The organism is Archangium sp., assembly GCF_045802675.1.
In the GTDB taxonomy this organism is placed as follows: domain Bacteria; phylum Myxococcota; class Myxococcia; order Myxococcales; family Myxococcaceae; genus Archangium.
In genome coordinates this window covers 18,454-31,498 of record NZ_JBJMQO010000003.1, presented here as the reverse complement: position 1 = coordinate 31,498, position 13,045 = coordinate 18,454, and the positions used below count along the sequence as shown (strand labels likewise).

Annotated in this window: 11 protein-coding genes; 8 read left to right on the top strand and 3 right to left on the bottom strand. The window is 65.5% G+C overall.

Features of this window, described 5'->3' with window-relative positions; translation table 11 throughout:
* Nucleotides 1-51 precede the first annotated feature (51 nt).
* The 5 genes from allB to ACJ8AN_RS00465 are packed head-to-tail and all read left to right on the top strand — an operon-like array spanning nucleotide 52 to nucleotide 4,675.
* On the top strand, nucleotides 52-1,413 hold the full coding sequence (gene allB, locus ACJ8AN_RS00485; protein WP_407753183.1) for an allantoinase AllB: 1,362 nt from the start codon (nucleotides 52-54) through the stop codon (nucleotides 1,411-1,413).
* 30 nt (nucleotides 1,414-1,443) lie between these two features.
* Entirely contained in the window at nucleotides 1,444-2,460 is a 1,017-nt protein-coding gene (alc, locus tag ACJ8AN_RS00480; RefSeq protein WP_407753182.1) for an allantoicase, read from the top strand.
* 2 nt (nucleotides 2,461-2,462) lie between these two features.
* On the top strand, nucleotides 2,463-2,975 hold the full coding sequence (uraD, locus tag ACJ8AN_RS00475; RefSeq protein ID WP_407753181.1) for a 2-oxo-4-hydroxy-4-carboxy-5-ureidoimidazoline decarboxylase: 513 nt from the start codon (nucleotides 2,463-2,465) through the stop codon (nucleotides 2,973-2,975).
* Nucleotides 2,972-3,313 carry a hydroxyisourate hydrolase gene (gene uraH, locus ACJ8AN_RS00470; protein ID WP_407753180.1) on the top strand — a complete coding sequence of 114 codons (342 nt, stop codon included), beginning with the start codon at nucleotides 2,972-2,974 and terminating at the stop codon, nucleotides 3,311-3,313. Before uraD ends, uraH begins: the two co-directional genes overlap by 4 nt.
* Before the next feature lie 12 nt (nucleotides 3,314-3,325).
* On the top strand, nucleotides 3,326-4,675 hold the full coding sequence (locus ACJ8AN_RS00465; protein ID WP_407753179.1) for a DUF6986 family protein: 1,350 nt from the start codon (nucleotides 3,326-3,328) through the stop codon (nucleotides 4,673-4,675).
* 43 nt (nucleotides 4,676-4,718) lie between these two features.
* On the opposite strand, the gene ACJ8AN_RS00460 is transcribed toward ACJ8AN_RS00465, so the two are convergent.
* Entirely contained in the window at nucleotides 4,719-8,405 is a 3,687-nt protein-coding gene (locus tag ACJ8AN_RS00460) for a tetratricopeptide repeat protein (RefSeq protein ID WP_407753178.1), read from the bottom strand.
* 558 nt (nucleotides 8,406-8,963) lie between these two features.
* Between ACJ8AN_RS00460 and ACJ8AN_RS00455 the strand changes: the two genes are divergently transcribed.
* Together ACJ8AN_RS00455 and ACJ8AN_RS00450 are read left to right on the top strand one after the other, a co-directional pair.
* A complete protein-coding gene (locus tag ACJ8AN_RS00455; protein ID WP_407753177.1) occupies nucleotides 8,964-9,743 on the top strand; it encodes a hypothetical protein in 780 nt (259 codons plus the stop codon).
* Nucleotides 9,740-10,948 (top strand): trypsin-like peptidase domain-containing protein, encoded by a 1,209-nt coding sequence (locus tag ACJ8AN_RS00450; protein ID WP_407753176.1) that lies wholly within the window; start codon nucleotides 9,740-9,742, stop codon nucleotides 10,946-10,948. Before ACJ8AN_RS00455 ends, ACJ8AN_RS00450 begins: the two co-directional genes overlap by 4 nt.
* A 39-nt stretch (nucleotides 10,949-10,987) precedes the next feature.
* Here ACJ8AN_RS00450 and ACJ8AN_RS00445 read toward each other — a convergent pair whose 3' ends face one another.
* Nucleotides 10,988-11,113 (bottom strand): hypothetical protein, encoded by a 126-nt coding sequence (locus ACJ8AN_RS00445; protein ID WP_407753175.1) that lies wholly within the window; start codon nucleotides 11,111-11,113, stop codon nucleotides 10,988-10,990.
* 308 nt (nucleotides 11,114-11,421) lie between these two features.
* On the opposite strand from ACJ8AN_RS00445, the gene ACJ8AN_RS00440 reads away from it, so the two are divergent.
* Complete coding sequence (locus ACJ8AN_RS00440) at nucleotides 11,422-12,471, top strand: nucleoside 2-deoxyribosyltransferase (RefSeq protein WP_407753174.1); 1,050 nt, start codon at nucleotides 11,422-11,424, stop codon at nucleotides 12,469-12,471.
* Between the two features lie 172 nt (nucleotides 12,472-12,643).
* On the opposite strand, the gene ACJ8AN_RS00435 is transcribed toward ACJ8AN_RS00440, so the two are convergent.
* Nucleotides 12,644-12,982 (bottom strand): VOC family protein, encoded by a 339-nt coding sequence (locus tag ACJ8AN_RS00435; protein ID WP_407753173.1) that lies wholly within the window; start codon nucleotides 12,980-12,982, stop codon nucleotides 12,644-12,646.
* Nucleotides 12,983-13,045 lie beyond the last annotated feature (63 nt).

The following is a 13,045-nucleotide window of genomic DNA, read 5'->3' as shown; positions in this document are numbered from 1 at the left end:
CGGTATGAAGTACGGCCTCCCGATGAGCTACGACGTCAAGGAGTTCGAGCCATGAGCGGTGAGCAGGTACTGCGCAGCCGGCGAGTCGTCACCCCGGGTGGCGTGCGCGAGGCCGCGGTGGTGATTCGAGACGGCAAGGTGGCCGCGGTGCTGGCGCCCTCGGAGGTGCCCGCGGGCCTGCCGGTGGAAGACCTCGGCGACAAGGTGCTCATGCCCGGCGTGGTGGACTGCCACGCGCACATCAACGAGCCCGGCCGCACCGAGTGGGAGGGCTTCGAGACGGCCACGCGAGCGGCGGCCGCGGGCGGCATCACCACCGTGGTGGACATGCCGCTCAACTCGATTCCCGCCACCACCAGCCGCGAGGCGCTGCGCCAGAAGGCCGCCGCCGCCGAGGGCCACTGCACCATCGACTACGGCTTCTGGGGCGGCGTCATCCCGGGCAACGCGGGCGAGCTGGACGCGATGATCGACGCGGGCGTCACCGGCTTCAAATGCTTCCTCATCCACTCGGGCGTGGACGAGTTCCCCCACGTCACCCGCGAGGATCTGGACCGCGCCATGCCCATCCTCGCCCGGCGCGGCGTGCCCCTCATCGTCCACGCGGAGATGACGCCGGACGAGCGCCCGCCCCAGGGCGACACGCGCACCTACCGCAGCTACCTCGAGTCCCGCCCCCGCCGCTGGGAGGACGACGCCATCCGGATGATGATCGAGCTGTGCCGCAAGCACCGCGGCCGCGTGCACATCGTCCACCTGTCGTCCTCGGACGCGCTGCCGGACATCGCGGCCGCCCGCCGCGAGGGCCTGCCCTTCGGCGCCGAGACGTGCCCCCACTACCTCACCTTCGACGCCGAGCACATTCCCGACGGCGCCACCTACCTCAAGTGCGCTCCGCCCATCCGCGAGGCGGAGAACCGCGAGAAGCTCTGGGAGGGCCTGGCGCGAGGGGACATCGACATGGTGGTGTCGGACCACTCGCCCTGCACCCCGGGCCTCAAGCACCTGGAGCGCGGAGACTTCGCCGCGGCGTGGGGCGGCATCGCCTCGCTCCAGTTCAGCCTGCCCGCCGTGTGGACGGGGGCCCGCGCGCGCGGCCACGGGCTCGAGTCCCTGGTGCGCTGGATGTGCCAGAACCCCGCCCGCCTCACCGGCCTGGAGGGCCTCAAGGGCTCGATTGCGCCCGGCGCGGACGCGGACCTCATCGTCTTCGACCCCGAGGCCACCTTCACGCCCGAGCCCTCGCGCGTGCTCCACCGTCACTCGCTGACGCCGTACGCGGGCCGCGCGCTGGTGGGCGTGGTCGAGCGCACGTACGTCCGGGGCCAGCAGGTGCAGACGCGCGGTGAATTCACGAAGCGCCCGGTGGGCGAGTGGGTGCGCCGTCCTGGCACCTCGCGGCCGGTGGCCTAGCTACAGTCTTTCCCAGGAGAAACTCCGAGCATGCAAACACCCGAGGAAGGCAAGGTGCGAGTCGCCTTCGCCGAGCTCATCGACCTCGCGGCCGAGAAGGTGGGCGGCCGCGCCCTCTACGCCAACGACGAGTTCTTCGCCCCCAAGGAGAACCTGCTCAAGCCGGGCCGAGGCGTCTTCATCCCGGACAAGTACACCGAGTTCGGCAAGTGGATGGACGGCTGGGAGACGCGGCGCAAGCGCGTCCCGGGCTACGACTGGTGCCTCATCCAGCTCGGCCTGCCCGGCGTCATCCGCGGCGTGAACGTGGACACCAACCACTTCATCGGCAACTTCCCCGAGTACGCCTCGGTGGACGCGCTCGAGACGCAGGGCCAGCCCTCGCCCGAGGAGCTGCAGAAGGCCACGTGGACGGAGATCGTCCCCCGGACGAAGCTGGTGGGCGGCACGCAGAACTACCTGCCCGTGGCGAGCGAGCGGCGCTGGACGCACCTGCGCCTCAACATCTACCCGGACGGCGGCGTGGCGCGCTTGCGCGTGCACGGCGTGGTGAAGCCGGACCTGGAGAAGCTGCGCTCGGGCGAGGGGGTGGACCTGGCCGCGGCGGAGAACGGCGGCCTCGTCGTCACCACCAACGACGCCTTCTTCGGGCCCAAGGACAACCTCATCCTCCCCGGCCGCGCCACCACCATGGGCGAGGGCTGGGAGACGCGCCGCAAGCGCGTGCCTGGCTTTGACTGGATTGTGGTGAAGCTCGCCGCCCCCGGCACCGTGCAGCGCGTGGAGCTGGACACCAACCACTTCAAGGGCAACTTCCCGGACATGGCCTCGCTGGAGGGGTGCTTCCTGAAGGAAGACATTCTCGACTTCGCCAACGCGAAGGACATCACCTGGCAGGAGATTCTGCCGCGCACGAAGCTCCAGGCGCACCACCGGCACTTCTACGAGGCCGAGCTTCAGGCCAAGGGGCCCTTCACCCACGTGCGGCTGAACATCTTCCCGGATGGCGGCATCAGCCGGCTGCGCGTGCACGGGCGGGCGGTGTGAGCATGAACCGGCTCGCGTGGCTCAATGGCCTGCCCTTCGAGGAGGCCCGGGCGGAGCTGCTGCGCTGCTGCGGCTCCACGCGCTGGGCCGAGGGCATGGCCCGCGCGCGTCCCTTCGCCAGCGAGGCCTCCGTGTACGCGGAGGCCGAGCGGCTCTGGTCCCAGACGGGCCCCGAGGACTGGCGCGAGGCGATGACGCACCACCCGCGCATCGGCGACGTGTCGAAGCTGCGGGAGAAGTACAAGGCCACCGCCACCTGGTCCTCGCAGGAGCAGCGCGGCGTGCAGGAGGCCAGCGAGGAAGTGCTGCAGGGGCTCGCCGACGGCAACCGCGAGTACGAGGAGCGCTTCGGCTTCATCTTCCTGGTGTGCGCCACGGGCAAGAGCGCCGGGGAGATGCTCGGCCTGTTGCGCGAGCGCATGAAGAACGCCCCGGACGAGGAGCTGCGCGTCGCGGCCGGCGAGCAGGCGAAAATCACCCGCATCCGACTGGAGAAGCTCTTCACCACCGTATGAGCACCCTGTCCACCCACGTCCTCGATACGCAGTGGGGCCGCCCGGCCGCTGGCGTCCCCATCACCCTGGAAGCGCAGGCCGGCGATGGCTGGCGCGAGCTGGCGCGCGGCACCACGAATTCGGATGGCCGCGTGCGCGACTTCCTGCCCACGGGCACGCGCCTGGAGCCGGGCACCTACCGCATGACGTTCCACACGGCGGAGTACTTCAAGGCCAATTCCGTGCGCGGCTTCTACCCGTACGTGTCGGTCGTCTTCGAGCTCTCCGCCACGGACGAGCACTACCACGTCCCCCTGCTGCTGAGCCCCTTCGGTTACTCGACGTACCGGGGGAGCTGAGCCCTCGCCGCTATGCAGACGACCCTGAAACCCGAGCGCCTCTCCGCCGCGCGAGAGGCGCTGAAGAAGGCCAATCAGGCGTACGCCCGCACGTACCCGGGCGAGTCCTCCCGCCGCCAGCCCGTGCACGTGGTGTACGGGGGCGCGCACCTGTTCAAATCAGACACGGCGAGGAAGATGGGGCAGCTCGCCCTGGCCGCGCTGCAGGAGTACGCGCCGGACGCGAGGACGCTCGCCACGTGTCTGGAGTTGGGCGGCGAGGAGCTCGCGAGGCGCGTGCACGAGCGGGTGTTGGCGAAGCTCCAGCGCGAGGCGGTGGAGGACTTCCGCATCGACTTCGAGGACGGCTACGGGCACCGGCCGGACGCGGAGGAGGACGGCCACGCGGTCTCCGCCGCCGAGCAACTCGCGAAGGGCCAGGCGGAGGGTACGTTGCCGCCCTTCATCGGCATCCGGGTCAAATCGCTCTCCGAGGAGCTGTTCGACCGGGCCGCGCGCACGTTGGACCTCTTCGTCAGCACGCTGCTGGAGCGCACGGGCAACGAGCTGCCGGAGAACTTCGTCATCACCCTGCCGAAAATCACGTGCCCCGAGCAGGTGGCGGCACTGGCGCGCATGCTCGAGGTGCTGGAGCAGGAGCGGGGCCTGCCCGCGGGAGTTCTGAAGCTGGAGCTGATGGTGGAGACGCCCCAGTCCCTGTTCGATAGGGAAGGGCGGCTCGCGCTGCCGGGGCTGGTGACGGCGGCACAGGGACGCTGCGTGGGAGCACACCTCGGCGTGTATGACTATACGGCGGCGCTCGGAATCACCGCCGCGTACCAGAGCATGACGCACCCGGCGAGCCACCTCGCGCGCGAGCTGATGCAACTGTCCTTGGCGGGCATGGACGTGGCGCTCTCGGACGGGGCCACCACGGTGATGCCGGTGGGCCCACACAAGAAGGGCGCGAATCCGCTGACGGAAGCGCAGAAGCAGGAGAACCGCGACGTGGTGCACCGGGCGTGGCGCCTGGCGTACGGACACACGCGCAACTCGCTGGAGCGGGGCTTCTACCAGGGTTGGGACCTGCACCCGGCGCAGCTACCAGTACGCTACGCGGCGGTGTATGCCTTCTTCCTGGAGGGACTGGAGGCGGCCTCGGCGCGGCTGAAGTCCTTCATGGACAAGGCGGCGCAGGCGACGCTGCTCGGGGACGTGTTCGACGACGCGGCGACGGGCCAGGGACTGCTGAACTACTTCCTGCGAGGCATTGCCTGCGGCGCGCTCACCGAGGAGGAGGCGCGAGCCGCGGGGTTGACCCTGGATGAACTGCGCACCCGCTCGTTCCTGAAGATCCTCGAGGGCCGCCGGAAGACAGCGTAGCCGCGCGGAGGGGAATGTTCGGCATCCACCTGAGAACTACGGGTCAATGCCTAGCGAGGCGGGCGAACACGATGATGTGTTTCTGAAGCTCGGGAGGAAGTGGGCGCTGGAGGAATTGGTGAAGCTCCAAAAGCTGTCGAAGCATGGTGGCGATATTTCCAGCGAAGGCAGCCGGGTGCTGTTCGAAGAAGGGCCAGAGATTCTCAACAGCCTCGCGGGTAGCTTCCAGCGCCTCCCCGTGTCGGCCCAGCGTGCTTAATTTTTTGCCTAGGTTGTTGAGGCTGGTAGCGAGTTTAGGGCGGAAGGCGTCGGGGTTGTGCTTCGCCAGTTCTTGGCGAAGTTCAACGGCCTCGCGCATCACCTGCAGGGCTTCCTTATGTTGACCCAGCTCGCTCAAGGTGACGCCCAGATTGTGGAGGCTGGTCGCAAGATCAGGTCGGAAGGTATTGGGATTGCGCTTCGCAAGTTCCCGGCGAAGTTCAACGGCCTCGCGTGTGGTATCTAGTGCCTCCGCGTGTCGGCCCAACTCGTCTAATCTGTTGCCCAAGTTGTTGATGCCACCAGCGAGGGCAGGCCAGAATGCTTCGGGGTTGCGCTTCGCCAGCTCTCGGAAGACTTCAACGGTCTCGCGCGTGGCCTCCAGCGCCTCCTCATGCCGGTCCAACTCTCCCAATCTGTTGCCCAGATTGTTGAGGCTGCCAGCGAGGTCAGGTTGGAAGGCGTCGGGGTTGCGCTTCGCCAACTCTCGGCAGACATCAACAGCCTCGATCGTGGCCTGCAGCGCTTCCGCTGGTTGGCCCAGCTCGCCCAACCAATTGCCGAGGTTGTTGAGGCTGCCAGCCAGGCTGGGCCGGAAGGCATCGGGGTTGCGCTCTGCCAGCACTCGATAAATTTCGACGGCCTCGCGCGTGACCTGCAGCGCCTCCGCGCGTCGGCCTAGCGCGCTCATCCGTATGCCGAGGTTGTTGAGACTCATCGCAAGGTTGGGCCGGAAGGCATCGGGGTTGCGCTCTGCCAGCGCTCGATAGACTTCAACGGCCTCGTGTGTGGCCTGCAACGCCTCCTCGCGCCGGCCTAGTGCGTTCATTCGTATGCCGAGGTTGTTGAGGCTGCCAGCGAGGCTGGGCCGGAAGGCATCGGGGTTGCGTTCTGCCAGCACTCGATAGACTTCAACGGCCTCGTGTGTGGCCTGCAGCGCCTCCTCGCGCCGACCCAGCGCGCCTGACCTATTGCCCAAGCTGATGAGCAGTCGCGCCCGTTCAGCGAGTACTCGTTCATCTTCCAATGACGGCAAGGCGGTCAAAAGCGTGCGACTCGTCCATTCCGCAACCCGACGAAGCGAGATCGTAGATTCAGGAATACCCGCTGCTTCGAATTCACGGGCCAACGCTGCGTCACCGTCCATCTCAAGCCGGTCGGCCAATATATCGCCGAGTTCCGAGAGCGCCGTATGCAGCCCGATGGCCTTCACAGCCTCCAGCGCGAGCCGCGCGCGTTGCTGGAATGACACGGTAAGCAGTCGTTCAATCCACGGTCGCACCACGACAGGCTGCGTGGCGGATGCTCGGCCGAGCACCTCCATGCCTACCACCACGACACGTTGCTCCTCTTCGGGCGGGAACAGCCGGTTGATCCAATCGTCCGGAACACGGTCCCCCTTAAGTTTTGGTGTGGCCACACGGCACACCATTCCCTCGCCGAGGAGGTCTGGTTCCAGGGCGGGAAGGAACATGTCGGAAGTCATGCCGGTTCGTTGGTAGATCCGCTGGAGCAGCAGGAGCAATGCCTGCTCATCGGCTGAAGGTGTGCGACCGAGGAGCCGTCCGGCAACAGCGGACGCTGTGGACGGTGTCGTGAGTCCCCCCTGAAGCGTGGCGGCGGCAACCATCTGTCGCGCCAAGGAGCGATGCAGCGAGCGCACCACGTCATCCTGCTGAGCACGGGCTTCCCAGAAGCGCTCCTCGTGGTTGAGGATCACCTCCATCAGAGTGTTTGCCTCGAAGGCGAGACCCTCCACCGCAGCGAGTGCGGCCATGTGTACGTAGAGGACCTGCTCGGAATGCGCATTCGTGAGTGGGAAGGAGGCGCGCTTCACGTACTCCTTGCCTCGCATCTTCGCGAACTTTTCTGCGGCCTCCTGAAATACCTGCTCCTGCTCGGCTGTCACACTGACCAACGGTGGCAGGAGCCGTGGAGGAGTCTCGTCGAGCCATGCCGCCAGCGCGGTATCGTCCTGCCGCAGCGACTGCCACCAGTCCCCATTGTTGCGAGCCAGGAGCAGGATGCGAATCCGCTGGAGTTGATGACTCGCTCCCTCCTGCTTGGCGTAGCGCAAGGCCCGCATGAGTGCCTCACGCAGGTCCGAACGGCTCTCGGCGTAGTCGATCACCACTAGCACCGGTTGCCCAAGCCCACACAGGCGCTCGAACCAGTCTCCGGGTACCGGTTTTGCCAGGAAGCCTGCGGCCCATCCGAGGGCTTTACGGCGGCGTGTCCACTCGATTGCGAGCCGTGTCTTGCCTGCCCCACCCTCCGCATGAATCAGCCGCACAGCGACCGAGGGTCCCTCGTCGCACCACTGGTCGAGCTCCGAAAGCAACTCCTCTCGCCCTTGCTCGTGGAAGGGCACGACCTCGTATCGCGCATTGAGGAGTGCGGAAGGGGGTGGATTCTCCGGCAAGGTTTCGAACCCTGGCACCAGCAGGTCATCGACATCGGGCTCCACCCGCACGTCGAGTTGCTCGCGAAGGAACGTGAGCAGGCACTCGGCCGAGGCCCGGGCGGCGAACGCCTTGAAGTGGTCGTCGCGGCCCTGGTTGGCGAAGTCCATCACGCCCTTCATCACCAGCGCGTCGAGCTTCTTGTCCCGCTGGGCATGGGCCAGCGCGCCAAGGGCCGCAGCTTCCATCTCCAGGCCCTGCACTTTGCGTACGTATTCGGCCGTGCAGGTCCAGATTGACTCATCCTCGATCACCTGGTTGCCGCTGCCCATCGCGGCGACGTGGACCTTGAAGGGAAGCATCGTTCCCGAGGGCGAGGTGTTGGGACGGCGGTTGCGGTGCTTGATGAGGATCCGGCCGATGCGACTCTTCCCCTCGTCGGTAAGGGTAAGGGTTCCGTCCCGCACGTGGCCGGACTTCCAGAGCGACTCGATGACTGTCTCCCACTGCGGGCAGCACTCGGTGCACTCGGGGAGAGCCGAGGGGTCCGCGATACCCTCGTTCAGCTTCGCGAGGACCCAGTTCTCCTGCCACTCGTAGCGCAAGGGGCGCGACTTCCACCACGACTCCTCGCGGAAGCGCCCGGCGAAGTCGAAGTGCTCGAGTGCGACCTTCCAGTCCTCGCGGAGGTTGTATGTCTTGAGATCCTGCTGCACCTCGTCCGGGAGCCTCTTGCCGGTGTCGTGGAAGAACAGACGCTCGGCCGCGATCACATCGCCGAGGTTCGTCTTTTCCGGGCGGCCCGCGCACACGCCGCTCATCGCCACGCACTGGGGACCGTACTTCTGCACCAGGGGCAGCAGTGCATTCGTTGCCGCCACTGGCCCTATGTCCCCCGCCTGCGCCACCGCCACGCGCAGTGGCCTCCCTCCCTTTCCGCGAAACGTGCGGAATGCCACCGGAAGACCGTTGGGGCCTTCCTCCTTCTCCCACTGGCTCCCTTCCCAGGCACCAGCCTCCACATGGAGCGCCGCCTGGTACTCCAGTGTGATCGCGGTCAGGATGACCACGTGGGCCTTGCGTGCTCCGCGCTCGTTCGAGGGCATGAACCGCAGCGTACCGGGATCGTGCGCCTCGACAAGCCACCTCCTCCTGAAGCGGAGGCCTCAGCCGCGGTCCGCAAGACGCCCAGGAAAGATCTCGGCTTCTTCTCCTGCTGCTGACCGGCTCCGAGGCCACGACGAGCACCCTGGGCGAGGAGGTGTCAAAGAACTCGTTCCGACACCTCGCACTCTTCGACTCGTCCCGACGAGTCGTCTGACACCCTTCTCGGCCCTTCGGCATGCCGGAGAGAAGGGGCGGTGCGGCCGGCCCGCCCCCTCTCACCCAGAGAAGGTGTCAGACTCGACTTGGGTTTCTTCGCCATGCGAACTGCCCTCCTGCTCAATGCCGTCCCTCTTGTTCGCATCGATCTGACTCCCCTTCAAAGGAGGTGCATGGTCATGCAGGGGCTTCCTACCCTACAGGCACACTCCAAGCCCTTGAAATCGCTGTGGTTCCAAACCGGCTGGTGCTTCAGGTAAAATCCGTGAACCGGTCGACATTCGTGGGAGAGGAAAGAACACAGCATGAACAAGCAGGACAGTTTGAGAGAAACCCTGGCCTTGGTCGCTGCGGGTTTGGGAGTGGGCTGGTTGATGGGGCTCTCCGTATCGCCTGTGCTACTGACAGTCATCACGGGTATCGTCGCTGTTGCCAGTAGCGTTATCAGCGCCTTGGCTGGACTCAAGCCTGAAGAGACCGCCGGAGGATCCCAGGGAAAGGCACGGAACCTTTCACTCCCGAAAGCAACAGCCGTCCCACTGGGCATCTTCATTTCGACCCTCGCTATTGGGGCTTCGTTGGGGGTGTGGGCCAGGACTCATCAGTGGCTTGCGCCACATACGCGAGAAGTGGCTGAGCAGTGGGAAAAGGTAGGAGTGAGCCGCCGAGAAGTCGTTCGAAGGTTGTTTGAACAGCAGTTTCCGGCCACTGCTCCCGAGCGCTACAGGCAGTGGCTCGACCGGGAGGAGGCCCAGCTCATGATTGACCAGTGGAGCAAGACCCTGAACAAGCGTCCTGAAGAGGTAGCCGAAGTGCTATTCCGGCTGCAATTCTCGGAGACGTCAAAGGATCTTGTGCCGCCACGGGCCGACACTTCACTCCTTACCAATAAATCGGGCGTGCTTTTCTCGGGCATGCAAAGCGATGAGTGCTCCGAGTTGACCCATGCTTCCGACGAAGACCTGCAAGGATTATTTCAATCGGTCCCGGAGAACAAGAAAGTCAAAGACGTAGCCAGCGCATTGAAAACTCCTCAATCCTTGCGGAAACTCGCGGAGATTCTGTGTACCGGAGGCATGCAGTGAGAGCACTTCTCGCACTTCTTTCAGCGCTTCTTGTCTCCGTCACGCCCACACGTTCCTGGGCACAACCTTCTGAGTACGTCTTCAAGATTCGTACGGGGCTGTGCAAAGATGGGAGTAAAGGCAAGACGCTCAGTGGCTTTCGCCTACAAGCAGGGCGCGGTATCTATACCGCGCTTCATGGTGTGGTTGGCTGTAGCGACATCAGGGCCGAATTCCTCTCGAGCAGCAGGGCAGTCGTCTGGTCCGAACTGGAAATAAAGTATGTCGATGCAGATCTCGACGTGGCCGTGCTCTCATCGGAAGAGCTCGATGCCGATAGCACCCGAGCGAATCTGGGACTGCCGCAAGCGAAGAATCCCGATTGGAACAGCATCAAGAAGTTGCGAACTCTCGGTTATCCAAAAGGTATCTCCGGGCAATTGGAGAGTTCCTCACTCACCGTTCGGAGCACGCCGAGGGTTCGGCTCAACCAACTGCTTCCGCCTGGGGATTTGAAGGTCCTCGGAGAACGTAAAAGCCCGAATGTCACACGGCATGTCTTGAGCTTGGAGGGTCATTTGATCCCCGGTCATTCCGGAGCGCCCGTGCTGATTGATGAGAGCAAGCAGGTCGGGGCCATCGTCATTGGTGGACTTGACGAGGGCAGAATCGAGATCTCCTGGGCTGTTCCAATGGGCGATTTGAACCTAGTGGAGCCAGGAAAGGTGGATCGAAGCCTTTGGACTTCACTCGAAAGAGGTCAATTGCCACAGACTTTGGTCTGCGATGCTGAAGGTGATTCCTCGCGACCGCCGTTACCAAAACTGTCACCGGCGACGATGAAGGAGGCACGGGTCATCTTCAAACAAACCTCGAACAATAAGGACTGGGACACCCAAGTTATCACTCACCTCAAGTGTCCCTATGTCGTCGCCCGTCTGGAGTGCTGCAGCTCGGATAGGGACCACGATGGGTGGGATGACCCGGGGACAGAGGTGAGGTCGATGCAGATTGTGGACAGTACCTTCCCCATTTCCTCTCTCTCAGCCTGCACGTTCACCGTAGGTTCTCGGGCCAGTGGCAATGACAAATGGGAGTTCGTTCCCACCCTCCAACTCGTGTTTTCGGACGGAACGAAGCGCGAGCAGAGCTTCACCCAGACCAATCTGAACTCGCGGGAGGGCGGCTACGTGGAGGCCAGTTACCAGATCACGATAACTAGGTAAGGTGAGCGGGTGAGGTGTCAAAGTGCTTGTTCTGACACCTCACGCTCTCAGAGTCGTCTCTCTGAATCGTCTGACTTCCTTCTCTGGCAACATGCCGCGCACCTTCTCCTCCTGCCCCGGCTTCGCCATGAGGGTCGCCACGATGTGGATTTTGGTGTTGGCCATACGGGTCCTTCCTCCTGGCCGCAGCGTAGCGGGGCGCGGCTCGGGGCTCGCGTGACACAGCCGTGCTCCTGTCCTCCGTGTAACGGCTGTGCCGCCGCGGCCTGTGTTACTTCATGGGCGGGCGCCCGCTGGCACGCGTCGGCGTGGCGGCACTGGAAAGGTGTCAAAGAACTCGTACCGACACATGGCCCCTGACGAATCGTCTGACCCCCTGACTGGCTCGCAGAGTGGGCTTGCCCCGGTGCCATGGGTTACCGCGAACCCGGGTGCGGTATGCTCGTCGCTCCCCCTCCTCGACAAGGTCCGTGATGAACCTCCAGGCGCTCGGACGTGGCGCATCCTCGGTGTACGTCGCTACCCATCTGTTCGACCACGTGGGGAAGCTGTACGGCGCCAGGATCGAGCGGGCCTGCCATGCCGCGATGGTGCGGGTGCTCGAGCGGCGTGGCATTGCCCCAGTGGGGCCGCTGACGTTCCTGCCCTTTCGCGACTCGAACGAGGCCGTGCTCAGGGGGCCGGACGACTCCCTGACCGAGGCCATCTTCCGCATCGACTGCGAGAAGCTGGATGACGCCGTGGCCCTGGTCGCGCCGTTCCAGGGGCTGGCGCAGGATGCCGGGATTGCCTTCGAGATGGGCTATGCCGCCGTCCGCCGCGTGCCCGTGCTCTCCATCGCCTCGAGCTTCGTGCGCTTCTCCTACGGCCCCGAGCGGGAGTCGGCCCAGGTGGAGCCGCTGCTCGCCTTCCTGTCGCACCGGGTCGTGGACGTCAGTGCCCTCCCTCCCGCGGCCCAGCCGACGCGAGAGGGTTACCTCACCCGAGTCGAGGACGCGCTCCAGGACGTCGAGCGGGGCGTGGGACAGGCCCTCGAAGCACTGGTCGAGGAAGGGGACATGACGGCGCGCCTCCACGAGACGCCGTCGCCCGAGCCGGCCCGGGTGCACCTCGAGTTCGGAGGCGGCCTCTACGAGTACCAGCACCTGCTGGCCCTGCGGGTGGCGGAGGCGCTGTCACGGCGAGGCCTCACGGTCAGCATCTCCGAGCGACATCTCCACGGGAGCAGCGACGCGGCGATGGCGGCGGATCTGCGTGCCGTCGGCCGCAGCCAGGTCGTCGTCACCCTGGGGGACGGCTCGGACATGGACGCCGAGAGCGCCGCCGTGCAGGGATATGCCTGGGCGCTGGGCCGTCGCGTCGTTCTCTACTACTCCTCGCGCCGCCGCATGTGCTCCGTCGCTGGGTACCGCACCCAGCAGAACGTGATGATCTTCCACTCCGCCCATCGGATCGTCGAATCGCTCGAGGCGATCCCCCGGGCGGTGCAACAGGTTCTCTCCGCCTCCGCGGAGGCCGCGTAACGAAGAGCGAGCTGGCGGCGGGTCCGGGCGAGCAGGTACGTCGGCGCGTTGAGCCCGGGCGGTACGGTGATGCGGGGGCCCCATGTCCCGAGACGTCGAGCTCCAGTGTCGTGCTCGAGGTCCCTGGGTTGGTATGGGCCGCGAGGCGTGATTCAGGAGCGGCTGCTCCAGGTCAACCCTGGTATCCGTAGGGACGGGTGAGCACTTCCATCCAGTGCCCGTTGGGATCGGGAAAGTAGAAGCCGCGACCACCCCAGTTGCGGTTGAGCTCTCCGGCGCCCTCACCGGTGGGCTCGGCGTAGATGGGCAGGCCGCGGGCCTTCACGCGGGCGAGAACCTCATCGAACTCGGCCTCGCTGACGAGGAAGGCATAGTGCTGCGGGGTGATATCGGCCGGAGCATGGTCGTAGTCGGAGCGCCGCTGACGGGTGCCGCCCAGGCTGTGCGTGGGGCCGGAGGAGAGGCCGTGCAGCCCCTTGGGACACACGTCGTCCCAGGCCGCCCTCCCCATGAGGACGCGGCAGGGGCGTGGGCTTCTGGGGCAGCGCGCGCTGTTTGAACGCCAGCGCTCGCT

Coding starts and splice junctions, on each gene's coding strand:
- ACJ8AN_RS00435 (WP_407753173.1), bottom strand. CDS start 12,982: ATGGGGAGGGCGGCCTGGGACGACGTGTGTCCCAAGGGGCTGCACGGC.
- alc (WP_407753182.1), top strand. CDS start 1,444: ATGCAAACACCCGAGGAAGGCAAGGTGCGAGTCGCCTTCGCCGAGCTC.
- allB (WP_407753183.1), top strand. CDS start 52: ATGAGCGGTGAGCAGGTACTGCGCAGCCGGCGAGTCGTCACCCCGGGT.
- ACJ8AN_RS00455 (WP_407753177.1), top strand. CDS start 8,964: ATGAACAAGCAGGACAGTTTGAGAGAAACCCTGGCCTTGGTCGCTGCG.
- ACJ8AN_RS00465 (WP_407753179.1), top strand. CDS start 3,326: ATGCAGACGACCCTGAAACCCGAGCGCCTCTCCGCCGCGCGAGAGGCG.
- ACJ8AN_RS00440 (WP_407753174.1), top strand. CDS start 11,422: ATGAACCTCCAGGCGCTCGGACGTGGCGCATCCTCGGTGTACGTCGCT.
- ACJ8AN_RS00445 (WP_407753175.1), bottom strand. CDS start 11,113: ATGGCCAACACCAAAATCCACATCGTGGCGACCCTCATGGCGAAGCCG.
- uraH (WP_407753180.1), top strand. CDS start 2,972: ATGAGCACCCTGTCCACCCACGTCCTCGATACGCAGTGGGGCCGCCCG.
- uraD (WP_407753181.1), top strand. CDS start 2,463: ATGAACCGGCTCGCGTGGCTCAATGGCCTGCCCTTCGAGGAGGCCCGG.